We start from the raw sequence: 26,466 nt of genomic DNA, 5'->3' as shown, positions 1-26,466 counted from the left end.
CGGGCTACATCGACCTGATGCATCGGGTCGAACTCAGGTTTGGAATATCAGCCTGCCTGTGCAGATTAAATCTTTGTCATTTCCAGAGATGGATTGGCCAGTTGGCCTTTTCTGCGTGTTCCAGCAGCACTGGGTCCGGATTCACCACGTGTGGGAAATCCACCTTCAGCAACAGCGGCAGATCATTGCGCGAGTCGGAATAGAAACTCGCACCTTCCAGGTTCTCCTCTTCAGCATCCAGCCACTCCAGCAAGCGAGTGATTTTACCTTCGCGGTAGGTCAACGTGCCCATGGTATGGCCGCTGTAAACGCCATGGGCGACTTCCAGTTCAATCCCCAGAACTTCATCAATGCCCAGTCGATCGGCAATCGGTCTGACCAGATGCGTGCCCGACGCCGAGATCACCAGAATCCGGTCGCCGGCCTTGCGGTGGGCGGCGATGGTTTTGGTCGCGTCGCTGAAGATGATCGGTTCGATAAAGTCTTCAACCCATGGCCCGACCAAGTGCTCGACTTCTTCCGGCGTGCGGCCGATCAGCGGTTCGAGGCTGAACTCCATGTAGTCTTCCATGCGCAATTTGCCATGGCTGTAGGCGTCCATCAGTTCGTTGTTCTTGCGCATGAACGACTCGGGATCGACCCAGCCGAGGCGCCCCATCTGCTCGCTCCAGAGGGTGGCGCAGTCGCCGTGGATCAACGTTTCGTCCAGATCAAAAATTGCCAAAGCCATCGGTTCTCTCCGAGAACAGCTGCGAGCTACAAGCGTCGAGCTGCAAGAATTGAAATCAGTTACGCCGCAGTCTACAACTTGAAGCTTGTAGCTCGAAGCTTGCAGCTGCTTTTAAGCTACTTCACACAGGGCCGTCGGATCGATGGAAAGCGCCAAACGCTGACCGTCGGGATGCAGATCGGCCGCCGAGCGGTTGAGCACATCCACCACCAGTTCCACGCCACGCGCTTCGATGCGATAGCGGATGACGTTGCCAAGAAGGCTGTGGCTACGGATCTGCGCGTCGAGTTCGCCTTCCAGGCTCAGTTCAATGGCTTCCGGGCGAATGGCGATGCGGTGGTTGATCGGGCGCTGCAACAGCTTCGATGCGTCGTCGGCATCAAGCAGGTTGTAGTTGCCGATGAAGCCGGCGGCGAACACATCGACGGGTGCGGTGTACAAGGTTTCGGCATCGCCGCTCTGGACGATTTTTCCCTGATTCATCAGGAAAATCCGATCAGACATGGTCAGCGCTTCTTCCTGATCGTGGGTGACGAAAATCGTCGTCAGGCCGAGTTCGCGCTGAATCTGGCGGATCTGTTCGCGCAGGTGCTTACGAATGCGCGCATCCAGTGCAGACAGTGGCTCGTCCAGCAGCAACAGACGCGGGCGCGTCACCAGCGAACGGGCAAGGGCCACGCGCTGACATTGGCCACCGGACAGTTGATGCGGATAGCGACTGGCGAAGTCGTTCAGTTCAACCAGTTTCAACACCTCGGAAACGCGTTTATGGCTGTCGTCGGCGTTGACCTTTTGCATGCGCAAACCGAAGGCAACATTCTGCTCGACGGTCATGTTGGGGAACAGCGCATAACTCTGAAACACCATGCCGATCCCGCGTTTCTGCGGACTCAATGGCACGATATCGACGCCATCCAGCAGGATCTTTCCGCCATCCACCGGCGTCAGGCCGGCGATGCAACGCAGCAGTGTGGATTTGCCGCAACCGGAGGGGCCGAGCAGGGTGACGAACTCGCCCTTGTTGATTTCGCAGTCGATGTCGCTGAACACCGTGGTGCCGGCGTAGCTTTTCTGCAGGTGTTGGACGCTGACGTAGCTCATTCGCTTTTGTCCTTGTTCAAGATGTTGGCGATCCAGGTCAGGACCAGCACGAAAAAGAAATACGAGATGACCAGCGCACTGGTGAAGTGGCCGCTGCTGTTGCGCATGTTGTTCAGATACACCTGCAGGGTTTCGTAGCGAGTGCCGACCAGAATGTTGGCGAAGACGAACTCTCCGAACAGGAACGAGAACGACAGCAGCAAAGCGACCATCAGGCCTTTGCGCAGGTTTGGCAGCACCACCAGAAACGCTGCCTGAAAGGTGCTGGCGCCGAGCAGTTGTGCGGCGTCCATCAGGTCGCGCAGGTTGATCGCTTGCAGGTTGTTGGTGATTGCCCGGTACATGAACGGCAGGGCCACGGTGAAGTAGCAACCGATCAGAATCCACGGCGTGCCGACCATCGCCATCGGCCCGGAACCATAGAGCTGCAACAGACCCACCGACGACACCACCGGCGGCACCGCGAAGGGCAGCAGGATGAGAATGTTCATCAGCGCATCGAGTTTCGGGAAGTGGTAATGCACCACGAACAGCAGCGGCAGAATCAGCACCACCGACAGCACCAGCGCGCCGACGCACACCAGCAAAGACTGACCGAACGCGTGAAGAAAGCGCGGATCGCTCCACAACTGGATGTACCACTTTAAGGTGAAGCCGCTGGGCAGGATGGTCGCTGACCAACTGCTGGCGATCGAATAAACCAGCGTGCCTACGAGTGGTAGCAAGAGGATCGCGAACAGCAGATAAACCACGACGCGGTGGTAGAGGCCGGCCGGGCCGGATTCAGCGCGAGACATGGTAGCTCCTCTTCAACAGCAGTTGATGCACGACGGTGACGATGGTCATCAACGCCACCAATACCACGGCCAAAGCGCTGGCCAGATTCGGATCGAGGGAAATATCGCCGGAGACCATCGCTGCAATACGGATCGGCAGGACGTTGAAGTTGCCCGTCGTCAGCGCATACACCGTGGCGTAGGCGCCGAGGGCATTGGCCAGCAGGATCACGAAGGTGCCGAGCAACGCCGGGGTCAGCACCGGCAAACCGATGTGTCGCCAGAACTGCCAGCCGTTGGCGCCGAGCAACGCGGCCGACTCGCGCCAGTCTTCACGCAAGGCGTCGAAGGCCGGGTAGAGCAGCAGCACGCCAAGAGGAATCTGGAAATAGGTGTAAAGGATGATCAGCCCGGTTTTCGAGTACAGGTTGAAATCCTGAATGATCCCCGACTGCTTCAACATGATTGTGATACTGCCGTTGAAACCGAGCAGGATGATGAACGCGAAGGCCAAGGGTACGCCGGAAAAATTGCTGGTCATGTTGGCGAAGGCATTCACGAAATTGCGCAGTTTCGAATCTACCCGGCGCAGGGAATACGCACCGAGTACGGCAATGATGATGCCGAAAACGCTCGACCAGAAACTGATTTCGAGGCTGTACTGGATCGCCTGCAAATAGAACTTCGAGCTGAAGATCTTGCTGAAATTGGCCAAGCTCCAGCCGAATTCTTCCGATTGCAGGCTGCTGATCATCACCCAGGTCAGCGGGGCGATTTCGAAGACGATAAAGAACAGCGCGAAGGGCACCACGCACAGGGCTGCCAGCCATTTGCCGCGAGTCATTGAGTTCACTTGAGCAACTCCCGGCACACAGGTTTGTCGTGGGGCACGCCGAGCAGTTCGCAGACGGTGCCGCAGATTTCGGTCTGCTTGGGGGCGGCGCCAGCGTCGAGGCTGAAGGCGTCACCGAGGACGAACAGTGGCACTTGGCGCTCTTCCGGCAACAGGCCGTTGTGCGAGCGATCGTTGTTCATGCCGTGGTCGGCAGTCACCAATACCTGATAGCCCGCGTCGAGCCAGCTCTGCAAGTAGTCGGCGAGGATGATGTCGGCCGAGCGCGCGCAGTTGCGGTATTGCGAAGAGTCGAGGCCGTGCTTGTGCCCGGCGTCGTCGATGTTCATCGGGTGAATCAGCAGGAAGTTCGGATCGTGGCGCAGGCGCAGGTTTTCCGCGTCGGCGAACAGGTGCGAGTCCGGGTAGTGATCGCTCCAGTAGAAATGCCCGTGCTGGATCGGCAGCGACAGATTGTCGGTGTGGCGGTCGCGGGCGGCTACGAACGGCGAGCGGTTGTATAACTCGCTGACCCAGTGATACGCCGCTGCCGCGGTTTTCAAACCGGCATCGCGGGCGTAGTGATAAATGCTGCGCTGATTGGACAGGCGCGAGACGTTGTTGTGGACGATGCCGCTGTCGATCGGCGGTACGCCGGTGAGGATGCATTCATAAAGCGGTCGGGACAGGGCCGGCAGTTCGCACTCCAACTGGTAGAGCGCGGCGCGTCCTGCGCCAACATAAGCCTGCAGATGCCCCATGGCGTGACGCGCGACCTCGTAGTTGAGGCCATCGAGCACGACAAGGATGACGTTGTGCTTCATAGGGGCAAAAACTCCGCGAAAACAGGAAATTTCAGATTCAGCCGAGATCCCCTGTAGGAGTGAGCCTGCTCGCGATAGCTGTTGAACATTCAACGACAATGTTGACTGAACTACCGCTATCGCGAGCAGGCTCACTCCTACATGGGGATTTGTTTCAGATCATGCATCGGTGATCAGCCGGTTTATTTCATCTCGACGATGACTTCCTCGTTCCACTGCTGTGGCAGGGCTTTGGAGGTCTTTTCCCACGCATCGGCGTCTTTGATCGGGGTGACCTTTTTGTACTGCTCGTTCGGCAGCAGCTTGGCTTTCACGTCTTCCGGCAGTTGCAGGTGTTCGGCGCGGATCGGACGGGCGTTGCCGCGAGCGAGGTTGGTCTGGCCGGCGTCGCTGAAGATGTATTCGCGGGTCAGCTTGGCGGCGTTCGGGTTTTTCGCGTACTTGTTGATGATGGTGGTGTAGCCGGAAATCACCGAACCGTCGGACGGGATCAGCACCACGTAGTCATCCGGGTTGGCCATCTTGGCTTTGTAGCTGAGGCCGTTGAAGTCCCAAACCACACCGACTTCGATCTCGCCTTTTTCCATGGTGGCGATGGTCGGGTTGGCCATCGACAGGCGACCTTGCTTGGCGATGTCGGCGAACAGCAGCAGGGCAGGCTTGATGTTTTTCTCGTCGCCACCGTTGGCCAGGGCTGCGGCCAATACGCCGTTGGCGGCTTGTGCAGCGGTGCTCACATCACCGATGGAGACCTTGTATTTGCCGCCCTTGAGGTCTGCCCATTTGGTTGGTACTTCGGAGCCGTGCAGCAGCTTCTTGTTGACGATGAAGGCGATGGTGCCGGTGTAAGCCAGTGCCCAGTTGCCGTCCTTGTCCTTGGCCCAGTCTGGAACCTGATCCCAGGTGCTTGGCTTGTACGGTTGCACCACGCCTTGCTTGACCGCGATCGGACCGAAGGCGGCACCGACGTCGCCGATGTCGGCGCTGGCATTGTCTTTCTCGGCGGCGAACTTGGCGATTTCCTGGGCGGAACTCATGTCGGTGTCGATGTGTTTCAGGCCGTAGGTCTTGGCCAGGTCTTCCCAGGTGCCTTTCCAGTTGGCCCAGTCATCCGGCATGCCGACGCTGTTGACGGCGCCTTCCGCTTTCGCAGCGGCTTCGAGGGTTTTCAGATCGGTGCCGGCCGCCATGGCGGAGGTGCACATTGCAATGGTCGAGCCTAACAGTGTTGCCAGGAAAAGCTGTTTCATTCCGAAGCTCCTTGGTCGTGTTCAACGCTGCGATTGCGGTGTGTGTTGGTCTAGGTCAGCAATACCTGAGCCAATTTAAGGGGGCTGGATGACACTTTGATGTCGGCGGCCTTGCGGCGGGCCTTTTATTTGCCCGGTATTGGCGGCTGTCAGATAAGCGTAGACCATGCTCAAAGGCCCGGAGCGCAAGGGACTTGGCCGATGTATTGCAAGTCATGAAGACGACCGTTCGGTAGTTTTGTCATCTCTCGGTCATCTGCACTGCCTAGGCTTGCATCATCAGGAAACGGCTCGATTGCCGTGCGGTTTTGCCCCGAAACAGTGCTGGTCTAGTCCAGATAGGTAACGTTGATGCGCGATGAGGCAACAAAAGCGGTGACAGCGATCGGCCAGGTGTTGCAGGAGCAGCTCGATCACGGCTTGCTGGCGGCGGGCAGCAAGTTGCCGGCCGAGCGCAAGCTCAGTGAGTTGTTCGGCACGACGCGGATTACCGTGCGTGAGGCGTTGTTGCAGTTGGAGGCGCAGGGGCAGATTTATCGTGAGGAGCGCCGTGGCTGGTTCGTTTCGCCGCCGCGTCTGGCCTATAACCTGATGCAGCGCAGTCACTTTCACGCGATGGTCAGTGCGCAAGGGCGGGTGCCGTCGACCGAGGTTATTTCGGCGCGGTTGCAGCCGGCGTCTGCGGCGGTGTGTGCCTGGTTGCAGTTGCCGGCGTTGTCGAGCGTGATTCAGATTTGTCGGTCGCGGCGCATTGATGGGCGGCTGGTGCTTTATGTTGAGCATTATTTGAATCCGCAGTTTTTTCCGGGGATTCTTGAGTTTGATTTGAATCAGTCGATGACCGAGTTGTATGCGCGGCATTACGATTTGCATTATGGGCGGGTGCGCTTTGAGATTGTGCCTACGTCGTTGTCGGTGGATGCGGCGGCGGCTTTACGGGTGTCGGTGGGGAGTCCGGGGTTAAGGATTGCTCGGGTTAATTATGATCAGCATGAGCGGTTGATTGATTGTGATCTGGAGTTTTGGCGGCATGATGCGATTCACGTTGGGGTTGATGTGGTTTGAGCTTTGACCTTGGCGGCCTGTGGGCCGACCAGGTTCTTGGGGTTTTGGGTGTATATCCGTTGCTTCGGGTGCTGCCGCTGACGGTTTCGCTCTTACAGCGACTCACTTTTCCAGACGCCGAAAAGTAAGCAAAAGGCTAGGCCCCGGCGTTCGGCCCGCTCGCTGGGGCTCGGGGTTCCTTCGCTCCGGGATCGATCCGGGGGCATCGCTTCCGGTTTGCTTCGCTGCACCTACTTTCGATGTGTTCGACTTCGTCGAACGGCGCTGCGCGCCCACCCCCGGATAGACCCCTCCACTCAGCCTGCCGAAGGGGCCGGCACGGCAAGATCAAGAGCGGTACTCGAGCTTGCGCTCATTGTGTTGAGTGGTGAGAAGCCGAAGCGATTTAGGTTTACCGGTTGGGCTCAATCCTTGTTGGAGCTGGCTTGCCAGCGATGACGGCCTGACAGCCGACCTGTTTCTGACAAGCTGCACACGGTCCAAATGTAGGAGTGAGCCTGCTCGCGATGGCGACCTGACAACCGACCAATTTCTAACTGGCTGCACACGGTCCAAATGTGGGAGCGAGCCTGCTCGCGATGGCGCCCTGACAGCCGACCCATTTCTGACAGACTGCACACGGTTCAAATGTAGGAGTGAGCCTGCTCGCGATAGCGGCCTGACAGCCAACCTGTTTCTGACAGGCTGCACACGGTCCAAATGTAGGAGTGAGCCTGCTCGCGATGGCGGCCTGACAGCCGACCTGTTTCTGACAGGCTGCACACGTTCCAAATGTAGGAGTGAGCCTGCTCGCGATGGCGGCCTGACAGCCGACCTGTTTCTGACAGGCTGCACACGGTCCAAATGTAGGAGTGAGCCTGCTCGCAATAGCGCCCTGACAGCCGGCCCATTTCTGACAGGCTGCACACGGTCCAAATGTGGGAGCGAGCCTGCTCGCGAAGGCGCCCCCACAGTCACCTCATCCCTATTCGCCCACCCCCGCATTGGCATACAAATAATCCGTCGCCAACGACGCCAATGTCCTCACGCCCACCACCAACGCCGACTCATCGACAAAGAACCCCGGATTGTGATTCGGCGCGGCCTTGCTCATGTCCTGATCCCGCGGCGTGACGCCGAGAAACACAAACAGTCCCGGCACTTCCTTGGCATAGAAAGAAAAGTCTTCCGCGCCACCCACCAGCGGCGCATTCACCACATCATCCTTGGCTGCCCACTTCAGTGTCGGCAGCATTTTTTCCGCCAGTGCCGGGTTGTTAATCGTCGGGTCGTATTTTTCGATGATGGTCACATCCGCTTTCGCGCCACCGCTTTCGGCGATTTTTTCTACGGTCTGGCGTACGTCGGTATGCAGTTTCTGGCGGATGCCGTAGTCGTAGGAGCGGATCGTTCCGGTCATGTCCACGGATTCGGGAATGATGTTGTAGCGCGTGCCGCCGTTGATGGTGCCGATGCTGACCACTGACGGGTAAGAGGATATGTCGGTGCGGCGGCTGACCACGGTTTGCAGGCCGACGATGGTTTGCGCGCCGACGGTGATCGGGTCGATGCCGTCCCATGGGCGGCCGGCGTGGGTTTGTTTGCCGAGGATTTTGATGCGCAGGTCGTCGGAGCTGGCGAGGGTGGCGCCGGGGCGGTAGGCGATCTGGCCGGCGGGGATGCCGGCCCAGACGTGCAGGCCGAACACCGCGTCGGGTTTTGGCGATTTCATTACTCCTTCCTCGACCATCATTTTCGCGCCCCAGGTGTTTTTGCCGTCGGGTACGAAGTCGCTTGGGCCTTCCTCGGCGGGCTGGAAATAGAACACCACGGTGCCGGGCAGGGTGTCGCGCATGCCCGTGAGAATTTTCGCCGTGCTCAGCAGGATCGCGGTGTGCGCATCGTGGCCGCAGGCGTGCATGACGTCGACTTCTTTGTCGAGGTAGGTGCCTTTGGCTTTCGAGGCGAAGGGCAGGTCGGAGACTTCCTTGACCGGCAGTGCGTCCATGTCGGCGCGCAAAGCCACAGTCGGGCCGGGCAGGGCGCCTTTGAGGACGGCGACCACGCCGGTGCGGGCGACGCCGGTTTTGACTTCCAGGCCCATGGCTTTGAGTTGTTTGGCGACGAGGTCTGCGGTGCGTTTTTCGGTGTTGCCGAGTTCTGGATGAGCGTGGATGTCGCGGCGGGTTTCCAGCAGCTCGGGCTCGAGCTTTTGCGCTTGTTCGGCGATTTGCGTGCGGGTACTTTCCAGCGTCGCGGCGCCGGCGTGGCTGGCGAACAGGGTCAGTAGAACGGCTTGGGCAATGCGCGTCAGTTGCATCGGTTTCTCCTTGATTATTGTTGTCGGGCTTCCCTGCCTGTGACTGCAACCGCGCGCCTGAGTGCTATTCCTTCGGCTGACCGCCACCGGCAGTGATCACTTGCACGCTCATGCGCGGCGTTGCCAGATCGAGTCCGGCTTCGTCGAGATGGCGTTTGAGCGACAGGTTGAACGCCCGGGAAACTTCCCACTGTTTGATCGGCGCAGTCTTGAACCGTGCGCGCAGGATCGCGCTGCCGGATTCGAAACTCTCGACCCCCTGAATCTCCAGCGGCGACCAGATGTTGCGCCGCTGCAGCGGATCGGTGCGCATCTTCTGGCCGACGTCGCGCATCAGTTTGATCGCGTCATCGATTTCCATGTTGTACGGCACCGCGACGCGGAAGATCGCGTAGCCGAACTCCCGTGAGTAGTTCTTGATGCTTTTGATTTCGCTGAACGGGATGGTGTGGACGATGCCGTCGATGTCGCGCAGGCGCACGGTGCGGATGGTCAGGCCTTCGACGGTGCCGAGGTGGCCGCCGACATCCACGTAGTCATCGATGGCCAGTGAGTCTTCAATGATGATGAATAGGCCGGTGATCAAGTCCGCCACCAGCGACTGCGCACCGAAACCGATGGCCAGACCGATCACGCCGGCACCGGCCAGCAGTGGCGTGACGTTCATGCCCATGTTCGCCAGCGCGACGATCAGCGCAATGATGAAGATCGCTACAAACAGTACGTTGCGAATCAGCGGCATCATCGTTTGCGCACGAGCATTTGCCAGACCTTTGCGCGAGCGGGTGAGGGCGTGGTGCACAGCGGTGTCGGCGAGGATCCAGATCAGCCAGGAGAAAATCAGTGTGCCGATCAGGCTGAACAGTTTGACGCTGACATCATGTCCTTCGCCCTCGGCGAAACCGATCAGCGACTGGCCCCAGACGCGCAGGCCGAGTTCGATGAAGACCAGCCAGACCAGCAGGTGCGCGAGGGTGTAGAAGAAGTTTTTCAGGCGTTCGGAGTACAGCGCATGACGTTTTGGCCCGCGTTGCGGTTTCAGTGAGTGGCGGCGCACGAGGCCGTTGATCACCATGCACATCACCAGCAGCACGGTGCAGATCAGTGACTGGCGCAGCGCGGTGCTGGTGTCGCCGGCGGAGACGAAGGTGGCGAACAGCGAGATGCCGACCAGCACCAGCGCCGGCACGTACCAGAAGGTGCCGAGGATTTCGATGGTGTCGCTGAGGGCGCGGCGGGTCAGGCGCCGTGACAGCGGCTGATTGCGGATCAGGTGCGCGATCGGTCGGCGGAAACGCAGGATAAACAGACCTGTCGACAGTGCCGCGAGGACATTGGCGATGGTCGCGGCGGTGTGGGCCAGATGCACGCCGAGGCTTTCGATCAGGCGCGGATCATTCAGCGCTTCGCCGAACGCGGCGAAGCTGCCGATCAGCCACAGCGGCCGGAACGCCTGATGACGGAGGATGTACAGCGCACGATGGCGGTGCGGGCCGTCGAGCAGGGAAAACGCGATCACGCAGATCGCCGAGAAACAGGTGCCGACCACCAGCGCATAGGCCAGCACCATCGCCAGGCTTTTGCCCAGCGACGACGGCAATGCGTAGCTCATGTAAACCGTCATCACCAACGCGATCAGCCACGGCCCGAGCTTGCGCAAAGCGAAGCGCAGCATGTCGAGGGCCTTGGGGTGTTGCGGCAATTCTTCGGTAAGGCCGAAGCGCATGCGCACCCGATGGCTGAGCCAGATCAGTGCGGCGGCTAGCAGGCTCCACACCGCGAGGATCATGGCGAAGCCGAAGATGATCGGCAGCCACTCGTTGGCCGGCAGCATCATCGCGCTCAGTTCGTCCTTGGCCAGGTCGAACTCGTTGCCCCAGCGGTTGAGCGGGCTGTCGGCGCCGGTGAATTGTTTTTCGAAGTTGGACAGAGTGCCGCCGATCAGGCCGAGCACGCCTTCTTCGGGGCTGGCCTGAGCCTTTTTGGTGGCGTCGCGCAGCTTCTTCAGATCGGTCAGCAACTGTGCGCGTTGCTTGTCGTTTTCCAGCGACTTGATGACTTCGTCGAGGGACTGGCCGAGCGGTTCCTGGGCTTCCGGTTGGGCTTTGTTGGTGTTGAGCAGACCGGGCAAACCGACCGCGTGGGCGGGGGCCAGCGGCAACAGCGTCATCAGGCAGACGAGGAACAGGCTGGGCAAAGCAAAAAGACGAGCGAACACTAGGCGGTCAACCTCGCAAGGGGCGGATTCGCTGGAGTGTACGAGGCCCACTAAAGCAATGCGAGCCGGGCGCGGATTTATTCGTTGAGTTTGGCGAGGATCTTGTACACCACGGTGGCGAGGATCGTCAGCATGCCGACCCACATGGCAAACACCCCGGCGTTCTTGTCACGGAAGTTGAAACCGATTGCCAGCAGGATCATTCCGCACAGGATGGGAATGAGCATGGCGTGGAACGAAGACATCGAGATCATGGAGACTGCCTTGTCGAAATGAATGATGTAAGTCTAGGTCGGTTTTGGTGGAGCGGTTCTGATGTGTATCAGAATTGAGCCGGTTTCAAAATGAAATTTGTGCTGCCTGGACTGCCGCTTTCGCGAGCAGGCTCGCTCCCACAGTTTGGAATGCATTCCAGGGTGGGAGCGACGGTGCGACGATTCGACCTGCTCGCGAAGCTTTTAAGGCAACTCGCGGCAGGCGTAGAACGCGCTCAGCACTTTGACTAGGTGCGCCAGATCGTGGCTGCCGCACAGTTCACGGATCGAGTGCATGGCGAAGGTCGGCAGGCCGATGTCGACAGTGCGCACACCGAGGTGGCTGGCGGTGATCGGGCCTATGGTCGAGCCGCAACCCATGTCGCTGCGCACCACGAAGCTCTGTACCGGCACTTCTTCGGCCATGCACAGATGGCGGAAGAACCCGGCGGTTTCGCTGTTGGTGGCGTAGCGCTGGTTGCTGTTGACCTTGATCACCGGGCCGGCGTTGAGTTTCGGGCCGTGGTTGGCGTCGTGCTTTTCTGCGTAGTTGGGGTGCACGCCGTGGGCGTTGTCGGCCGAGACCAGCAGGGATTTCTGGATGGTGCGGACGAATTCGTCACCTTCCGGCAGCAGACGGCGCAGGGTCTGTTCGAGCATCGGGCCGTCGGCACCGCAGGCCGAGCAGGAACCGACTTCTTCGTGGTCGTTGCACACCAGTACGCAGGTTTCGTCGGTTTCGGCGGTGAGCAAGGCTTGCAGACCGGCGTAGCACGACAACAGGTTGTCGAGGCGCGCGCCGGCAATGAAGTCGCCATTCAGGCCGATGACTGCAGCGCTTTGCGTGTCGTAGAAGCTCAGCTCGTAATCGAGTACGACGTCGGCGTTCAAGCCATGTTCGCGGGCCAGTTGATCGGTGAGCACGGCGCGGAAATCGACACGCTCGTCACCGGCGAATTGCGCGAGGATCGGCGGCAGTTCGGTCTGCGCGTTGATCGCCCAGCCCTGATTGGCTTCACGGTTGAGGTGAATGGCCAGGTTCGGAATGATGGCGATCGGTGCCTTGAAGTCGATCAATTGGCTTTCGACTTTGCCGTCGCGGCGGAAGGTTACGCGGCCGGCCAGCGACAGATCACGGTCGAACCACGGTGCCAGCAGCGCGCCGCCGTAAACTTCAACGCCCAGTTGCCAGAAGCCCTGACGCTGCAGCTCCGGTTGCGGCTTGACCCGCAGGCACGGGCTGTCGGTGTGCGCACCGACCAGGCGGATGCCGCCGTGCAGTGGCGAAGTGCGGCCCATTTTGATCGCGACAATCGAGGAGTCGTTGCGGGTGACGTAATAGCGGCCGTTCGGCTCGGTGGTCCATGGCTCGCGCTCGTCGAGGCGCATATAACCGGCAGCCTCCAGACGCTGCACCAGACTGGCGGTGGCGTGGAACGGGGTAGGGGAGGCCTTGAGAAAGTCGATCAGGCCTTGGTTCAACTCTTCGCGCATAAGAAACTCCAGACAGCAATGGGCGGGAGTTTAACGCATCGGCCGGGGAATTGAATCTGCACCCGAACCCTTGTGGGAGCGAGCCTGCTCGCGATAGCGGTGTGTCATTCAAGTAAGTCTTGTCTGACATACCGCTATCGCGAGCAGGCTCACTCCTACAAGGGGCTACGGTGCCTGTCAGAACGGCGCGGGGCACTCGAAGCGCAGGCGTTCGCCGGTTTGCGGGTGGGTGAAGCTGAGCATGCTCGCGTGCAGACACAGGCGTGGCCATGCCGCCAGCGCCTGCTCATGGGCGTAGAGCCCGTCGCCGAGCAGCGGATGCCCGATCGACAGCATGTGCACGCGCAATTGGTGCGAACGGCCGGTGATCGGCGTCAACTCAACGCGACACCAGTCACCGCAACGCTCCAGCACACGCCAGAAGGTCAGCGCATGCTTGCCGAATTCGTGGTCGACCACATGACGCGGTTTGGTCGGCGGGTCGTAACGCAGGGGCAGGTCGATACTGCCACTGTCGAGCTCCGGCTGACCCCAGGCCAACGCGGTGTAGGCCTTTTCGGTTTCGCGGTCGTGAAACTGCCGCGACAGTTCGCGGTGGGTGTCGGCGTCACGCGCGAGCAAAATGATGCCGGAGGTTTCCCAGTCCAGACGATGGACGATGCGCGCTTCCGGGTAGCCGTTTTCCTGCAAACGGGTAATCAGGCAATCCTTGTTGTCGTCGGCGCGACCGGGCACCGAGAGCAGCAACGTCGGTTTGTTCACCACCAGTACGGCGGCGTCCTGATGGAGGATGTGGATGTTGGACAGCGGCATTAAAACAGCCTCGTAACAAATGCCAACGGCGGCTCGGAACTGCTGATAACCCTGTAGGAGCTGCCGAAGGCTGCGATCTTTTGACTTTGAAGATCAAAAGATCGCAGCCTTCGGCAGCTCCTACACAAGCATCAATAGTCCGAGCCGCCGTAGCGACTGCCGGATCGACTCAGCGATCAGGCAGGGTGATGTTGAGTTCCAGAATCGAGCAACTGCCCTGGCTTTCCAGTGCAACATGTACGTCGTCGTTGCCGATGTTGACGTACTTGCGGATCACGTCGACCAGTTCCTTCTGCAAGGCTGGCAGGTAATCCGGCGTGCTGCGCTGGCCGCGCTCATGCGCCACGATGATCTGTAGACGCTCTTTCGCTACCGAGGCGGTACTTGGCTTTTTGTTGGCACGAAAGAAGTCAAAAAGGTTCATTACCTACCTCCAAACAGGCGCTCGAAGAATCCCTTCTTCTCGACATCGAGGAAACGGTGGGCTTTTTCTTTGCCCAGCAAACGGTCGACGGTATCGCTGTAAGCCTGACCGGCATCGCTCTGGTCGTCGAGAATCACCGGGACGCCCTGGTTGGATGCTTTGAGCACCGCCTGGGATTCCGGGATCACGCCGAGCAGCGTTACCGAGAGGATTTCCTTGACGTCTTCAACGCCGAGCATTTCGCCCTTTTCAACACGCTCCGGGTGGTAGCGGGTGATCAGCAGGTGTTCCTTGATCGGGTCTTCGCCACGTTCGGCACGACGCGATTTGCTCGCCAGCAGGCCGAGCATGCGGTCCGAATCTCGTACCGAGGACACTTCCGGGTTGGTCACGACGATCGCTTCATCAGCGAAGTACATAGCCAGGTGCGCACCTTTCTCGATGCCGGCCGGGGAGTCGCAGACGACGAACTCGAATTGTTCCTTGAGCTCCATCAGGACTTTTTCCACGCCTTCGACAGTCAGCGCGTCTTTGTCGCGGGTCTGACTGGCGGCCAGTACGTAGAGGTTTTCCAGGCGCTTGTCTTTGATCAGGGCCTGTTGCAGGTTGGCTTCGCCGTTGACCACGTTGACGAAGTCATACACCACGCGGCGCTCGCAACCCATGATCAGGTCAAGGTTACGCAAGCCCACGTCGAAGTCGACGATCACTGTTTTGTGGCCGCGCAGAGCGAGGCCGGTACCGATAGCGGCGCTGGTGGTGGTCTTACCCACACCACCCTTGCCGGATGTAACCACGAGAATCTTGGCCAAGGTGTTTCACCCCTAAGGAAGAAGGACTTTTTAGCCCCTGAAAAACATCTCTTGAAAACTACTGCAGTCGGACAGCCTTGGCTGGAATTCGGCGTTGAGCCTTTTTCCTACTTCGTTTGAGCCGTTTTCGCTACGTTTTAGAGATGCTTGGAAAATGCGGCAGTATCCGTTAAAGCCGAATGATGTTCAACACGTCGCCCGACAGGCTGACCTGTACGCCCGAGCCCCACATAGGGTCGCGACGCAAATCTTCGGAAACCTTGTAATGACCGGCGATGGAGATCAGTTCAGCGCTCAATTGCTGACAGAAAATCCGTGCCTTGGTGTCACCCTTCACGCCGGCCAGCGCCCGACCGCGCATCGGGCCGTATACATGGATGTTGCCATCGGCGAGAAGTTCCGCCCCCGGGCTGACCGAGGACACCACGACCAGATCGCCACCCTGGGCATATATCTGTTGGCCACCACGTACTGGCGTGGTGATGACGCGGGTCGGTTTGACCGTTGGCTCAGGCGGTTTTTCCGGCTTCTTTTTGACTTCGGCTTCTGGCGTTTCCAGCGGCCGTTCACGGGCGCCCGATGGCGGTAATACCGGAATGTCGATGGCGATGGCGGCGGCGATGTCTTCGATGCGACTGGCGCGAATCGCCAGAGTGCGCAGGCCATGTTGGCGGCAGACGCGCATCAGGCCCGGCAGATCGACGGCGCCTTCGCTCGGCGGCAGTTTGTCCAGCGCCAGAACCAGCGGCGCGTTGCTGAAGAAGTTCGGCGCCTGGGCGACTTTGGCGGCCAATTGCCGATCGAGGCTTTCGAGGTCGTTACGGGCCAGTTCCAGCACAGTAATGGCCAGCATGCTGCCCTTGAGCTGGAATACGGGATCTTGGTCTAACGGTTCGGTTTGGCTCATGTCGGCATACAACGGCTTGTCACTAAAAGTGCCGAGACTTATAACGAGAACGCCCGCAGGCCGCAAGCCGGGTCGAACGATGTAGAATGCGCGGCCACTGTATTTACGGAAGCTTTAATGGATCGCCCGCGTTTTCGAAAAGCATTTTTATCGCCACGCTTCTGGCCGCTCTGGTGCGGTCTGGGGCTTTTATGGCTTATTGTGCAGCTGCCGTATCCGGCCTTGCTGACCATCGGTCGAGTTTTGGGCGCCTTGATGTACCGCGTGGCCGGCGACCGACGGCGCATCGCCAAGCGCAACCTTGAGCTGTGCTTCCCGGAAAAATCCGCTGCCGAGCGCAAACGTCTGCTCAAGGAGAACTTCGCCTCTACAGGCATCGCTTTCTTTGAAATGGCCATGAGCTGGTGGTGGTCGCGCGAGCGTCTCGCCAAGCTGGCCCACGTTGAAGGCCTGGAGCATTTGCAAAAGGCCCAGCGCGAAGGCAAAGGCGTGATCCTGATGGCCGCGCATTTCACCACGCTGGAAATCGGTGCAGCGCTGCTCGGCCAGCAGCACACCATCGACGGCATGTACCGCGAGCACAAGAATCCGTTGTTTGACTATGTTCAGCGTCAGGGGCGCGAGCGGCACAACCTCGATTCGCTGGCGGTGGAGCGTGACGACGTGCGCGGCATGCTCAAGTTGCTGCGTTCCGGTCGCGCGATCTGGTACGCACCGGACCAGGATTACGGCGCCAAGCAGAGCATCTTCGTGCCGCTGTTCGGTATCCAGGCAGCGACCGTGACGGCGACGACCAAATTTGCCCGTCTCGGCAAGGCATTGGTGGTGCCGTTCACGCAGGAACGTCTGGCCGATGGCAGCGGTTATCGCTTGGTGATTCATCCGCCGCTGGAAGATTTCCCCGGCGAAACCGAAGAAGCCGACTGCATCCGCATCAACCAGTGGGTCGAGAGCGCTTTGCGTGCCTGCCCCGAGCAATACCTGTGGGCGCACCGTCGCTTCAAGAGCCGCCCACCGGGCGAGCCGAAGTTGTACGCCAAGCGCCGCTGAACCAATCACTGACAAGCACCATGGAGTGTTGCGATGAGCCCAGCTGAACCGGTCACAGGTTTGATTCTTTCCGGCGGCGGGGCTCGGGCGGCGTATCAGGTGGGGGTATTGGCGGCGATTGCCGAGTTGCTGCCGTTGGGCGCGGACAATCCGTTCCCGGTGATCGTCGGTACTTCGGCCGGGGCGATCAATGCGGTCAGCCTCGCCAGTGGCGCTACCGATTTTCGCGCCGCCATCGAACGTCTCACCTTGTTCTGGCAAGGCTTTCGCAGCCATCGCGTGTTGCGCAGTGACTGGCCCGGGGTTATCCGTCAGGCCAGCCGCTTTGTCAGCCACAGCCTGCTCGGCCTCGGTCGGCAATTGCCGGTGGCGCTGCTCAACAGTTCGCCGCTGCGCGAACTGCTCAATGAAAAACTGCACATGCCCGGCATCGCCGAATCGATTGCGCGCAAGCAATTGCACGCGGTGGCGGTGACCGCGTTCGGCTACGAATCAGGACAAGCGGTGACGTTCTATCAGGGCGGCGGCAAGATCGATTCGTGGTTGCGGCATCGGCGCATCGGCGTACCGACGCAATTGTCGGTGGATCACTTGCTCGCCAGTTCGGCGATTCCGTTGCTGTTCGCGCCGGTGAAAATTGGCGATGAATACTTTGGCGATGGCGCGGTGCGGCAATCGGCGCCGATCAGCCCGGCGCTGCACTTGGGCGCGAGCCGGGTGCTGGTGGTCGGTGTCAGCGGCAATCCGCGCGGATATGATCCGCAGCAGCCGCAGGAGCGCGCCTACACCGGCCAGCAGCCAACGCTGGCGCAGATTGGCGGGCACATGCTCAACAGCACGTTCATTGACAGCCTCGAGAGCGACATCGAGTTGCTGCAGCGTCTCAACCAGTTCAGCCACTTGGTGCCCGCCGGCACACCGACGCGTGAATTGGGTGTGGCACCGGTGGAGGTGTTGGTGATTTCGCCGAGTCAGCCGATCGATGAGATCGCGGCGCGGCATCGCCAGGAATTGCCGGCGGCGTTACGTCTTTTTTTGCGTGGGCCGGGGGCGACCAAGACCAGTGGGGCGGGGGTGTTGAGTTATTTGCTGTTCGAGGCGGGGTATTGCAGCGAGTTGATTGATCTGGGGCGGCGTGATGCGCTGGCCAAACGTGAGGAGTTGTGCCGGTTTCTCGGACTATCCGAGTCGGTGGTTCCAGTCTGAGATTTGCGGTGAGGCCTTCGCGAGCAGGCTCGCTCCCACATTGGAACTCGGTCGAATGTGGGAGCGAGCCTGCTCGCGAAGCTCTTGAAATCAGAAGTGGAACTTCACCAGGAAGCTCGTGGTGCTCTGATTGGTCTTGAACGCACCGGTGTCGTCGATGCCGTACTTGTCTTTCCAGTAGTCGTATTCCACACCGACATACAGCTGCTTCTCGCCGAAGCTCAACGCCTTGCCCAAGTCGTATTTGATCTGCGGGTTGAAGTGCAGGTTGGCGTGGTAATCGCCTTTGGAGTTGGAGTCGTTGTCGGTGACCCAGTCCATGAAGCCGTCGATCAGGATGTCCGACTTGCCGACCGGGATGGTGTAGGACCAGACCGGGGTGATCTGCCAGACGTTGTCACCGGCGCGAGCACCTTGGGTGTGGCGCTGGTAGAAGTTCAACTGGAAGTAGTCGAAGCCCGGGATGGCCAGGTCGAAGCCTGGACCGATCAGGTACGACTCGGTATCGCCTTCGCCGAACTCGTAAGTCATCGCCACCAGGACGTCTTTGATCGGGCCGAACTCGATCTTCTGGTCGAGCACTTTGCCCAGCGAGATGCGCGGGCTGAACTCACCGTAGTAGGTGTTCGGACCGTTGCTGAAGTCCTTGCCACCGTTGTAGAAGATCTTGTCGAGGAAGAAGAAGTTATCCCCATACTTCCACGCATCGGCGTGCTCGAAGGTGACGGTCTGCTGGATGCGCGGGTTGACCTGAAAGTCCTTGCCATAGAGGTAGGTCAGGCTGTTGTTCTGCCACTGCAGCAGGCCCTCGGCCATGGCCTGGCCGCCGGCCAACATCGATCCCGCGAGCATCAGGCTGGTGCACATACGTTTCATTCGGTTGCTCCCAAAGTAGGTGTTCCACGTTTATTTTTTTTAAGATCGGCGCTCTGGTGTGGCGCCTTTTTTCGTTGCTGCAAAAGTCATCCGATCGGTCAGCTTCGTTGCTGTTAGCAAGAGCCGAGCCAAGGCTTTCGAAAAGCAAAAAAACACCCGCTCGGCTGCTGAAAAACAGTCGATTGAGTGTGTTTTCGGGATGCCTCGGTACTGACCGGGGCCGGGATAAGTTGGCTTTTCGGTCAGGAATTAAATCCGGGCTTTTTTTTAGACCGAATTCAAGAGGCCGCGGAGAATACTGACTCAACGGCCAGGCCTCAAGTGCCCCGCAACAGAGCACCGACGACAGGCATGGGGCACGGTTGCGGGCCATCTTAGAAGTGCACCTTGACCAGCAGGCTGGCGGTGTTCTGATTGGTGTCGAAGTTGTGGGTGTTTTCGACGCCGTATTTATTTTTCCAATAACTGTATTCGGTGCCGACATACAGTTGCTTGTGGCTCCAGCCCAAGGCTTTGCCCAGGTCATATTTGATCTGCGGGTTGATGTGCAGGTTGGCGTGATAGGTGCCGCGCGAGTTCTCATCGTTGTCGACCACCCAATCGAGATAGCCGTCAATCAGCACATCGGAATTACCGAGGGGAAAGCTGTAGGACCAGCCGGGGGTGATTTGCCAGACGCCATCGCCGGGGCGCGGGCCTTCGGTCTGGCGGCGGAAAATGTTCAGGGTGACGTAGTTGAAACCGGGCACCTTGAGGTCGAAACCGGGGCCGATCAGATAGGCCTCGCTGTCGCCTTCGCCGTACTCGTAAGTCATGGCGAGCAGGACGTCTTTGATCGGGCCGAACTCGAGTTTCTGGTCGAAGATCTTGCCGAACGAGAAGCGCGGGGTGAACTCACCGTAGAAGGCGTGGGGGCCTTTGTTCGCGTCTTCTTTGCCGTTGTAGAAGATCTTGTCGACAAACAGGAAGTTGTCGCCGTACTTCCACTTGTCGGCGTGCTCGAAGGTCAGCGTCTGCTGAATCGACGGGTTGATCGCAAAATTCTTGCCGTACAGGTAGCTGAGGCTGTTGGTCTGCCACAGCAGTAAATCGCCGGCCATGGCCTGACTCGCGGCCAGCAGGCCGCCACTCAACAGAACGTTGGTTTGCGTGCGAATCATCTGTTGCTCCCTCTTGTTTTTATTGTTTGAGGCGCAGAGCTGTTGACCCTTGTAGGAGTGAGCCTGCTCGCGATAGCGTTCTTTCAATCAACTCATGTGTTGAATGTCATACCGCGATCGCGAGCAGGCTCACTCCTACAGGGGCTACATCGGTGTTGCTGTTAGTGCTGGTGTGCATGGCAGTCGTTGATCGCTGCGCGCTCTTTGCCGCCGAGAATGTTGAACAGCAGGTTCAGCGTCAGTGCGCTGAGCGTGGCCATGGCGATGCCGCTGTGAGTAATCGGACTCATCCACAGCGGCAGGTGCGCGAAGAATTCCGGACGCACCACCGGGATCAGGCCCATGCCGATGCTCACCGCGACCAGCAACTGGTTGCGACGGTCACCGATGTCGGCTTCCTGCAGGATCTTGATGCCGGTCGCGGCAACCATGCCGAACATCGCAATCGCTGCGCCGCCGAGTACCGCCGGAGGAATCGACGCCACCAGAAACGCCGCTTTTGGCAACAGGCTCAACACGATCAGCAAACCACCGGCAACAATGGTCACCGAACGGCAGCGCACGCCGGTCATCTGCACCAGGCCGATGTTCTGCGCGAAAGAGGAGTGGGTAAACGTGTTGAAGAAACCCGCCACGAACGAGGCGCCGGCATCACACAGCAAGCCGCGACGCAGCATGCGTGGGCAGACTTCCTGGCCGGTGATCTTGCCCAGCGCGAGGAACATGCCGGTGGATTCTACGAAGATGATCACTACCACCAGACACATCGACAGGATCGGCGCGAGTTCGAATTTCGGCATGCCGAAATGCAGCGGGGTGACGAACTGAATCCATGGCGCGTTGGCCATGCCGCTGAGGTCGACCATGCCGATCGCGCCGCACAGGATGTAGCCGAAGCACATGCCGATCAGTACGGAAATGTTGACCCAGAAACCGCGCATGAAGCGATGGACCAGCAGGATAGTGCCCAGCACCAATGCAGCGATGGCCAGATAAATCGGTGAGCCGAATTGCGCAGCGGCGGCGCCGCCACCGGCCCAGTTCACGGCCACGGGGAACAGCGACAAACCGATCGAGGTGATGACCGTGCCGGTCACCAGCGGCGGGAAGAAGCGCACGACTTTGGACATGAACGGCGCGATGAGCATGCCGAAGAAACCGGCGGCGATCGTCGCACCGAAGATGCCTTGCAGGCCGATACCGGGCATGCCGGCCATGGCGACCATGCTGCCGACAGCGGCAAAACTGGCGCCCATCATCACCGGCATGCGAATGCCCATCGGGCCGATGCCCATGGACTGGACGATGGTGGCGACACCGGCGACCAAGAGGTCAGCGTTGATCAGGAAGGCAATTTCTTCACGACTCAGGCCAGCGGCCTGTCCAATGATCAGCGGCACCGCGATGGCACCACCGTACATCAGCAGAACATGTTGCAGACCGACCAGGATCAGTTGCAAAAGGGGCAATCGCTGAATGGCGGGTGCGTCGGGGATGCGCGCTTTGGACAGCTCGGACATGCAACACCTCGGATCTTTTTATTCTTGTGATTGAACAGCTGCCGGGTTGCTCACAGCTGTTTCTGTGCATCAGGTAAACCGCGTTAAGGCGATTCGCGAGCAGGCTCGCTCCCACAGGAAATGCGCGATCTCTGTGGGAGCGAGCCTGCTCGCGAAGCTTTGTTGCTTAGTTGGTCTGTGCTCCCTGGGCGATCCATGCACCGATCAGGTCACGTTCCTGCTGGGTCATCTGAGTGATGTTGCCCAGTGGCATGATCTGCGTGGTGATGGCTTGCGCCTGGATGCGCGCCGCGTTCTGACGGATCTGCTCAGGGGTGTCGAGCATCACACCCGCCGGAGCTGCGCTGAACAACGGACTGGTTGGTTTGGCCGAGTGGCAAACCGCGCAGCGTTCCTGGATCACGGTGTGGACTTTGTCAAAACCAGGACCTGCGTTGGAGGCTTGTGCTGGTGCAGCAGGTTCAGCAGGGGCTGCCGGTGCCGCTTCAGCCGGTTTCGCGCCACCGCCCAGTGCCGTTTCCGGCAGCGGTTGGTACTCGATTTTCGCTGGTGCCTTGGCCACTTCCGGCGCGGTCGACATCGGCATCGGGCCGGTGACGTACGCCAGACTGATCATGCCCACCGCTGCCACTGGCAGGGTCCAGGCAAACTTGTGGCTGTCGTGACGGGTGTTGAAGTAGTGACGCACCAACACCGCCAATACCGCGATCCCGGCGAGGATCAACCAGTTGTACTGGCTGCCATACGTGCTCGGGAAGTGGTTGCTGATCATGATGAACAGCACCGGCAGGGTGAAGTAGTTGTTGTGACGCGAACGCAGCAAGCCTTTGGCTGGCAGCGCCGGGTCCGGCGTACGGTTCTCGGCAATCGCCGCGACCAGTGCGCGTTGCGCCGGCATGATGATGCGGAACACGTTACCGACCATGATGGTGCCGATGATCGCGCCGACGTGCAGGTATGCACCACGACCGCTGAACACTTTGCTGAAGCCATACGCCGCGCCGATGATCAGCACAAACAGAATGAAACCAAGCAGAGCAGGGCGTTTGCCCAAGGCCGAGTCGCACAGGAAGGAGTAGATGAACCAGCCGATAAACAGCGAGCCGATACCGATGGCCACGCCTTCAGGGCCGCTCAGGGTGCTGCCCGGAGCCAGCAGGTAGAGCGTTGGATTGGAGTAGAACACCACGCACAGCAGCGCGATACCCGACATCCAGGTGAAGTAGGCTTCCCATTTGAACCAGTGCAGGTTCTCCGGCATCGCCGGTGGGGCCAGTTTGTATTTTTCGAGGTGATAGATACCGCCACCGTGGATCGCCCACAGGTCACCGGCCAGGCCGGTTTTCGGGTTGACGCGGTTGAGGTTGTTCTCCAGCCAGACGAAGTAGAACGACGCGCCGATCCAGGCCACGCCAGTAATCATGTGAACCCAGCGCACGCTCAGGTTCAGCCATTCCAACAGATGTGCTTCCACAGTCTTTACCTCTCGCCTGTCACTCTTGTTGTCGAGTGATCAGACCTTCTCTTATTGGTGGGGGGCGAGGATCAAACGCTCATCCTCTTTGAAAAAATGCTCATCGCAGTTATTGCCTGTGCCACTGCGATCAACCACCAGGAAGTCATCCCGCTTTTCGATCGTCAGCACCGGATGGTGCCAAACGCCGCGATGGTAATTGATGCCCTGCCTGCCGTTGGTGACGAAGGCGCGGACCAAGCCTGATACAGGTTCATCGCCAACGGGCGCGACCACGATCAGAAAGGGGTTGCCGAGCAGCGGAATGAAAGCCTGGCTGCCCAGCGGATGGCGTTCCAGCATGCAAACGGTCAGCGGCATGTCCTGCGCGTCGGCGCGGAAGATGCTGATGATCGCGTTGTCCTCCGGCTGAGCGGTTTCGACCGTCGCCAGTTTGTGGAAGCGCATGGTCGAACCGTTGTTGATCTTGAAGTGATCGCTGCCGTCGGTTTCGATCACGTCACCGAAAGGGGCGAAGGCTTCTTTGCTCAGCGGTTCAATCGTTAGTGTGCGCATGCTGTTCTTCTTATCCGAATTCTGTGTTGACTGTTCTGACGCCTTCGCGAGCAGGCTCGCTCCCACAGGGGAATGCATTCCAAATGTGGGAGCGACGGTGCGACGATTCGACCTGCTCGCGAATGGGTTCAACCTTATTTAGCGACCTTGCCCAAAACGCGCAGGCGGCTCACACCACCATCCGGGAACACATTCAGGCGGATGTGGGTGATCGGGCCCAGCGCTTTGATCTGCTCGACGAAGGTGTGCTCGGCGTGCATTTCCAGCTTCTGGCTCGGCAGCAGTTCACGCCAGAACAGCGACTGGGTTTCGATCTGGCTGTCAGTACCGCCCTTGACGAACGCGCCCTGGATCGAGCAGGTGTCCGGGTAGTTGCCTTTGAAGTGCAGGGTGTCGACGACGATCTTCTCGATCTCGCCCGGGTGACCCAGCGCGACGATCACCCAGTCATTGCCTGGCGTGCGACGACGTGCAGTTTCCCAGCCGTCGCCCATGTTGATGCCACGACCCGGGTTGAGGATGTTGCTCATGCGGCCGAAGTGTTCGTCGGAGCAGGCGAGGGCGCGGCCACCATTGAGGGCTGCTGCCAGATCGACTTGCTCGTTATCGCCAACCGCCGACCAGTCGCGGAACGGAATGCCGTACACGCGCAGACGGGCAACACCGCCGTCCGGGTAGATGTTGAAGCGCAGGTGGCTGAACGCTTGGTCGTTGCTGATTTCGTGGTAGTGGTGGCTGTTGCCCTGCAGCTCGACGGCCGACAGCACTTCAGTCCACTGGGTGTTTTCATCAGGCTCGCCCGACGCCAGGAAGCACGCTTCCAGAGAGGCCGATGGCGGGAAGTTGCCGGTGAAGAATGAAGTGTCGATGTCCACGCCTTTGATCGAGCCCGGTACGCCCAGACGGATCACGGCGCTGTCGAAGCCTTCGAAGCGCTTGCGGCGCGATTCCCAGCCGTCCATCCACTTGCCGTTGTCATCGAACACGCCCTCCTTCCATACGGCCGGGGTCGGTTGGAACAGACGATTGGCGTCTGCGAACCAGTCATCGGTGACCGAGATGATTTTGGTGCCCAGACGGGCATCGGCCAGGTTGACGAATTTTTCGAAAGGTACGGCGTAAGCTTTCATTCTTCTTGTCTGCCTTTAAAAAAGTGGCTGGGGATGCTTGCAAGACCCTGGGTACTCTCCGCGTTTGATGTACTCGGGTCAGGCTCGCTATAGGGTCAGTAAACGGAACAGGGCGATCTTGTTGATCTCCGCCAGCGCGCATTTGAATTCGGTGTCTTGCGAATTGTGAATGCGCGTTTCGAACGCCGCGAGGATCTGATGCCGGTTGCTGCCTTTTACCGCCATGATGAAGGGAAACTTGAACTTGGCTTTGTAGGCGTCGTTCAGCTCGGTGAAGCGCTGGAACTCTTCGGCCGTGCATTGGTGAATACCGGCGCCAGCCTGTTCATTGGTGCTGGCTTCGGTCAGTTGGCCCTGGACGGCGGCTTTGCCGGCCAGGTCCGGGTGAGCGTTGATCAGGGCCAGTTGACTGGCGTGATCGGCGCTCAACAGGATGTCGCTCATGCGTTGGTGCAGGGTTTCGATCTCATCGATCGAAGCGTCCGCGCCGAGGTCGTAGGCCTTCTCGGCCACCCATGGCGAATGTTCGTAGATGTCAGCGAAGGCTTTGACGAAAGCGTCGCGGCTCAGGCTCGACGGTTGCAGGGTTTGAAAGCGGCTCATTTGGCGGCCCCTTGGTACGGCTGGGTTTCGTGCCAGTGACGCGCGATGTCGACGCGACGGCTGAACCAAACCTGTTCATGACTTTTGGCGTATTCGATAAAGCGTTTGAGCGAAGCGATGCGACCCGGACGGCCGATCAGGCGGCAGTGCAGACCGATCGAGAGCATTTTCGGTGCTTCAGCGCCTTCGGCGTAGAGCACGTCGAACGCGTCTTTGAGGTATTCGAAGAAGTCGTCACCCTTGTTGAAACCCTGCACTTGGGTGAAGCGCATGTCGTTGGTGTCGAGGGTGTACGGGATCACCAGATGCGGCTTGCCGGTCGGGTTGTTCGGTTCCCAGTAGGGCAGGTCGTCGTCGTAGGTGTCGCAGTCGTAGAGGAAACCACCTTCTTCCATGACCAGACGACGGGTGTTCGGGCCAGTGCGGCCGGTGTACCAGCCCAGTGGACGCTCGCCGGTGATTTCGGTGAGGACGCGGATCGCCTCGAGCATGTGCTCGCGCTCCTGCGCTTCGTCCATGTACTGGTAGTCGATCCAGCGGTAGCCGTGGCTGCAGATTTCGTGGCCGGCATCGACCATCGCACGGATCACGTCCGGATGGCGCTGAGCGGCCATGGCGACGGCGAAAATGGTCAGCGGAATGTCGAATTCCTTGAACAGTTTCAGGATCCGCCAGACGCCAGCGCGGCTGCCATACTCGTAAAGCGATTCCATGCTCATGTTGCGCGCGCCTTGCAGCGGCTGGGCGGCAACCATTTCAGACAGGAAGGCTTCGGATTCTTTGTCGCCGTGCAGAATGTTGCGCTCGCCGCCTTCTTCGTAATTGAGTACGAACGACAGGGCGATGCGGGCATTGCCCGGCCAGTGTGGGTGAGGAGGGTTACTGCCGTAACCGATCAGGTCGCGTGGGTAGTCAGCGCTCACTGCAGTCTTCCTTCTTGTTCGTTGACAGATTGGTGTGGCGGCCTGGCAGGCTGGCGTCACAGCGATGGGCTGATTGTATACAACTTTATTCGCAATTTGTAAGCCTGAATTTTCGCATTTTTCACCGACTGTCATCTTTTACTGCTATTGGCGTGAGCCTGCAAGAAACC

25 protein-coding genes are annotated in these 26,466 nt (G+C 59.5%); 3 read left to right on the top strand and 22 right to left on the bottom strand.

From position 1 onward, the window contains the following. Positions 1 to 76: 76 nt before the first annotated feature. The 6 genes from KBP52_RS09055 to KBP52_RS09030 form a co-directional block, all read right to left on the bottom strand. Positions 77 to 730 carry an HAD family hydrolase gene (locus KBP52_RS09055; RefSeq protein ID WP_123592730.1) on the bottom strand — a complete coding sequence of 218 codons (654 nt, stop codon included), beginning with the start codon at positions 728 to 730 and terminating at the stop codon, positions 77 to 79. A gap of 111 nt (positions 731 to 841) precedes the next feature. Then, positions 842 to 1,831: an ABC transporter ATP-binding protein gene (locus KBP52_RS09050; protein WP_007916331.1), complete on the bottom strand. Its 990-nt coding sequence runs from the start codon at positions 1,829 to 1,831 to the stop codon at positions 842 to 844. Then, on the bottom strand, positions 1,828 to 2,628 hold the full coding sequence (locus tag KBP52_RS09045) for an ABC transporter permease (RefSeq protein WP_116032916.1): 801 nt from the start codon (positions 2,626 to 2,628) through the stop codon (positions 1,828 to 1,830). The genes KBP52_RS09050 and KBP52_RS09045 overlap by 4 nt, the downstream gene beginning before the upstream one ends. Continuing rightward, on the bottom strand, positions 2,615 to 3,451 hold the full coding sequence (locus KBP52_RS09040) for an ABC transporter permease subunit (protein ID WP_185057816.1): 837 nt from the start codon (positions 3,449 to 3,451) through the stop codon (positions 2,615 to 2,617). The genes KBP52_RS09045 and KBP52_RS09040 overlap by 14 nt, the downstream gene beginning before the upstream one ends. Positions 3,452 to 3,456: 5 nt before the next feature. Continuing rightward, positions 3,457 to 4,263 carry an alkaline phosphatase family protein gene (locus KBP52_RS09035; RefSeq protein WP_123592732.1) on the bottom strand — a complete coding sequence of 269 codons (807 nt, stop codon included), beginning with the start codon at positions 4,261 to 4,263 and terminating at the stop codon, positions 3,457 to 3,459. Between the two features lie 182 nt (positions 4,264 to 4,445). Beyond that, on the bottom strand, positions 4,446 to 5,513 hold the full coding sequence (locus tag KBP52_RS09030; RefSeq protein WP_077571761.1) for an ABC transporter substrate-binding protein: 1,068 nt from the start codon (positions 5,511 to 5,513) through the stop codon (positions 4,446 to 4,448). 351 nt (positions 5,514 to 5,864) lie between these two features. Between KBP52_RS09030 and KBP52_RS09025 the strand changes: the two genes are divergently transcribed. Next, on the top strand, positions 5,865 to 6,578 hold the full coding sequence (locus KBP52_RS09025) for a UTRA domain-containing protein (RefSeq protein ID WP_007916338.1): 714 nt from the start codon (positions 5,865 to 5,867) through the stop codon (positions 6,576 to 6,578). A gap of 964 nt (positions 6,579 to 7,542) precedes the next feature. Here the strand turns inward: KBP52_RS09025 and KBP52_RS09020 are convergent. The 8 genes from KBP52_RS09020 to minC all read right to left on the bottom strand — a co-directional run bounded on the left by KBP52_RS09020 (position 7,543) and on the right by minC (position 15,799). After that, positions 7,543 to 8,877 carry an amidohydrolase gene (locus KBP52_RS09020; RefSeq protein WP_077571762.1) on the bottom strand — a complete coding sequence of 445 codons (1,335 nt, stop codon included), beginning with the start codon at positions 8,875 to 8,877 and terminating at the stop codon, positions 7,543 to 7,545. A 64-nt stretch (positions 8,878 to 8,941) separates the two neighbouring features. Then, positions 8,942 to 11,095, bottom strand: coding sequence for a mechanosensitive ion channel family protein (locus KBP52_RS09015; protein ID WP_212622637.1), 2,154 nt, complete (start codon positions 11,093 to 11,095; stop codon positions 8,942 to 8,944). Positions 11,096 to 11,172: 77 nt separating this feature from the next. After that, entirely contained in the window at positions 11,173 to 11,349 is a 177-nt protein-coding gene (locus tag KBP52_RS09010) for a hypothetical protein (RefSeq protein ID WP_016982863.1), read from the bottom strand. 204 nt (positions 11,350 to 11,553) lie between these two features. Further along, positions 11,554 to 12,843 carry a M18 family aminopeptidase gene (locus tag KBP52_RS09005; protein ID WP_212622636.1) on the bottom strand — a complete coding sequence of 430 codons (1,290 nt, stop codon included), beginning with the start codon at positions 12,841 to 12,843 and terminating at the stop codon, positions 11,554 to 11,556. A 177-nt stretch (positions 12,844 to 13,020) separates the two neighbouring features. Beyond that, the gene (locus KBP52_RS09000) at positions 13,021 to 13,656 is read right to left on the bottom strand and encodes an RluA family pseudouridine synthase (protein WP_016982865.1); all 636 of its coding nucleotides are present in this window, start codon (positions 13,654 to 13,656) and stop codon (positions 13,021 to 13,023) included. Between the two features lie 169 nt (positions 13,657 to 13,825). After that, positions 13,826 to 14,080, bottom strand: a complete 255-nt coding sequence (minE, locus tag KBP52_RS08995) for a cell division topological specificity factor MinE (RefSeq protein ID WP_003223146.1) — start codon at positions 14,078 to 14,080, stop codon at positions 13,826 to 13,828. Beyond that, a complete protein-coding gene (minD, locus tag KBP52_RS08990; protein ID WP_007913953.1) occupies positions 14,080 to 14,892 on the bottom strand; it encodes a septum site-determining protein MinD in 813 nt (270 codons plus the stop codon). Before minD ends, minE begins: the two co-directional genes overlap by 1 nt. Before the next feature lie 169 nt (positions 14,893 to 15,061). After that, complete coding sequence (gene minC / locus KBP52_RS08985) at positions 15,062 to 15,799, bottom strand: septum site-determining protein MinC (protein ID WP_026000431.1); 738 nt, start codon at positions 15,797 to 15,799, stop codon at positions 15,062 to 15,064. Between the two features lie 117 nt (positions 15,800 to 15,916). Between minC and KBP52_RS08980 the strand changes: the two genes are divergently transcribed. Together KBP52_RS08980 and KBP52_RS08975 are read left to right on the top strand one after the other, a co-directional pair. Then, positions 15,917 to 16,849 carry a lipid A biosynthesis lauroyl acyltransferase gene (locus tag KBP52_RS08980; RefSeq protein WP_007913957.1) on the top strand — a complete coding sequence of 311 codons (933 nt, stop codon included), beginning with the start codon at positions 15,917 to 15,919 and terminating at the stop codon, positions 16,847 to 16,849. 33 nt (positions 16,850 to 16,882) lie between these two features. Further along, positions 16,883 to 18,055 (top strand): patatin-like phospholipase family protein, encoded by a 1,173-nt coding sequence (locus KBP52_RS08975; protein WP_212622635.1) that lies wholly within the window; start codon positions 16,883 to 16,885, stop codon positions 18,053 to 18,055. A 90-nt stretch (positions 18,056 to 18,145) separates the two neighbouring features. Here KBP52_RS08975 and KBP52_RS08970 read toward each other — a convergent pair whose 3' ends face one another. The 8 genes from KBP52_RS08970 to puuE form a co-directional block, all read right to left on the bottom strand. Next, positions 18,146 to 18,931: an outer membrane protein OmpK gene (locus KBP52_RS08970; protein ID WP_077571766.1), complete on the bottom strand. Its 786-nt coding sequence runs from the start codon at positions 18,929 to 18,931 to the stop codon at positions 18,146 to 18,148. Between the two features lie 374 nt (positions 18,932 to 19,305). Then, entirely contained in the window at positions 19,306 to 20,091 is a 786-nt protein-coding gene (locus KBP52_RS08965; protein WP_016982869.1) for an outer membrane protein OmpK, read from the bottom strand. 161 nt (positions 20,092 to 20,252) lie between these two features. Next, positions 20,253 to 21,611 carry a nucleobase:cation symporter-2 family protein gene (locus KBP52_RS08960; RefSeq protein ID WP_077571768.1) on the bottom strand — a complete coding sequence of 453 codons (1,359 nt, stop codon included), beginning with the start codon at positions 21,609 to 21,611 and terminating at the stop codon, positions 20,253 to 20,255. A gap of 166 nt (positions 21,612 to 21,777) precedes the next feature. Next, on the bottom strand, positions 21,778 to 23,085 hold the full coding sequence (locus KBP52_RS08955) for a urate hydroxylase PuuD (RefSeq protein WP_095119999.1): 1,308 nt from the start codon (positions 23,083 to 23,085) through the stop codon (positions 21,778 to 21,780). 51 nt (positions 23,086 to 23,136) lie between these two features. Beyond that, positions 23,137 to 23,640 carry an ureidoglycolate lyase gene (locus tag KBP52_RS08950; protein ID WP_212622634.1) on the bottom strand — a complete coding sequence of 168 codons (504 nt, stop codon included), beginning with the start codon at positions 23,638 to 23,640 and terminating at the stop codon, positions 23,137 to 23,139. Between the two features lie 134 nt (positions 23,641 to 23,774). Then, on the bottom strand, positions 23,775 to 24,770 hold the full coding sequence (gene alc, locus KBP52_RS08945; protein ID WP_007913974.1) for an allantoicase: 996 nt from the start codon (positions 24,768 to 24,770) through the stop codon (positions 23,775 to 23,777). An 87-nt stretch (positions 24,771 to 24,857) separates the two neighbouring features. After that, positions 24,858 to 25,373: a 2-oxo-4-hydroxy-4-carboxy-5-ureidoimidazoline decarboxylase gene (gene uraD / locus KBP52_RS08940; RefSeq protein WP_016982874.1), complete on the bottom strand. Its 516-nt coding sequence runs from the start codon at positions 25,371 to 25,373 to the stop codon at positions 24,858 to 24,860. Beyond that, positions 25,370 to 26,296, bottom strand: a complete 927-nt coding sequence (gene puuE / locus KBP52_RS08935) for an allantoinase PuuE (protein ID WP_077571773.1) — start codon at positions 26,294 to 26,296, stop codon at positions 25,370 to 25,372. Before puuE ends, uraD begins: the two co-directional genes overlap by 4 nt. Positions 26,297 to 26,466: the final 170 nt, after the last annotated feature.

Origin of the sequence: Pseudomonas sp. SCA2728.1_7 (assembly GCF_018138145.1) — a bacterium.
In the GTDB taxonomy this organism is placed as follows: Bacteria; Pseudomonadota; Gammaproteobacteria; order Pseudomonadales; family Pseudomonadaceae; genus Aquipseudomonas; species Aquipseudomonas koreensis_A.
Note: the sequence above shows the minus strand (reverse complement) of the source record. Positions and strands in the feature narration are given on the sequence as shown.

Excerpts from the sequence above, each read along its gene's own strand:
- KBP52_RS09055 (WP_123592730.1), bottom strand. The coding sequence starts at position 730 with ATGGCTTTGGCAATTTTTGATCTGGACGAAACGTTGATCCACGGCGAC.
- KBP52_RS09050 (WP_007916331.1), bottom strand. The coding sequence starts at position 1,831 with ATGAGCTACGTCAGCGTCCAACACCTGCAGAAAAGCTACGCCGGCACC.
- KBP52_RS09045 (WP_116032916.1), bottom strand. The coding sequence starts at position 2,628 with ATGTCTCGCGCTGAATCCGGCCCGGCCGGCCTCTACCACCGCGTCGTG.
- KBP52_RS09040 (WP_185057816.1), bottom strand. The coding sequence starts at position 3,451 with ATGACTCGCGGCAAATGGCTGGCAGCCCTGTGCGTGGTGCCCTTCGCG.
- KBP52_RS09035 (WP_123592732.1), bottom strand. The coding sequence starts at position 4,263 with ATGAAGCACAACGTCATCCTTGTCGTGCTCGATGGCCTCAACTACGAG.
- KBP52_RS09030 (WP_077571761.1), bottom strand. The coding sequence starts at position 5,513 with ATGAAACAGCTTTTCCTGGCAACACTGTTAGGCTCGACCATTGCAATG.
- KBP52_RS09025 (WP_007916338.1), top strand. The coding sequence starts at position 5,865 with ATGCGCGATGAGGCAACAAAAGCGGTGACAGCGATCGGCCAGGTGTTG.
- KBP52_RS09020 (WP_077571762.1), bottom strand. The coding sequence starts at position 8,877 with ATGCAACTGACGCGCATTGCCCAAGCCGTTCTACTGACCCTGTTCGCC.
- KBP52_RS09010 (WP_016982863.1), bottom strand. The coding sequence starts at position 11,349 with ATGATCTCGATGTCTTCGTTCCACGCCATGCTCATTCCCATCCTGTGC.
- KBP52_RS09005 (WP_212622636.1), bottom strand. The coding sequence starts at position 12,843 with ATGCGCGAAGAGTTGAACCAAGGCCTGATCGACTTTCTCAAGGCCTCC.
- KBP52_RS09000 (WP_016982865.1), bottom strand. The coding sequence starts at position 13,656 with ATGCCGCTGTCCAACATCCACATCCTCCATCAGGACGCCGCCGTACTG.
- minE (WP_003223146.1), bottom strand. The coding sequence starts at position 14,080 with ATGAACCTTTTTGACTTCTTTCGTGCCAACAAAAAGCCAAGTACCGCC.
- minC (WP_026000431.1), bottom strand. The coding sequence starts at position 15,799 with ATGAGCCAAACCGAACCGTTAGACCAAGATCCCGTATTCCAGCTCAAG.
- KBP52_RS08980 (WP_007913957.1), top strand. The coding sequence starts at position 15,917 with ATGGATCGCCCGCGTTTTCGAAAAGCATTTTTATCGCCACGCTTCTGG.
- KBP52_RS08975 (WP_212622635.1), top strand. The coding sequence starts at position 16,883 with ATGAGCCCAGCTGAACCGGTCACAGGTTTGATTCTTTCCGGCGGCGGG.
- KBP52_RS08970 (WP_077571766.1), bottom strand. The coding sequence starts at position 18,931 with ATGAAACGTATGTGCACCAGCCTGATGCTCGCGGGATCGATGTTGGCC.
- KBP52_RS08965 (WP_016982869.1), bottom strand. The coding sequence starts at position 20,091 with ATGATTCGCACGCAAACCAACGTTCTGTTGAGTGGCGGCCTGCTGGCC.
- KBP52_RS08960 (WP_077571768.1), bottom strand. The coding sequence starts at position 21,611 with ATGTCCGAGCTGTCCAAAGCGCGCATCCCCGACGCACCCGCCATTCAG.
- KBP52_RS08950 (WP_212622634.1), bottom strand. The coding sequence starts at position 23,640 with ATGCGCACACTAACGATTGAACCGCTGAGCAAAGAAGCCTTCGCCCCT.
- alc (WP_007913974.1), bottom strand. The coding sequence starts at position 24,770 with ATGAAAGCTTACGCCGTACCTTTCGAAAAATTCGTCAACCTGGCCGAT.
- uraD (WP_016982874.1), bottom strand. The coding sequence starts at position 25,373 with ATGAGCCGCTTTCAAACCCTGCAACCGTCGAGCCTGAGCCGCGACGCT.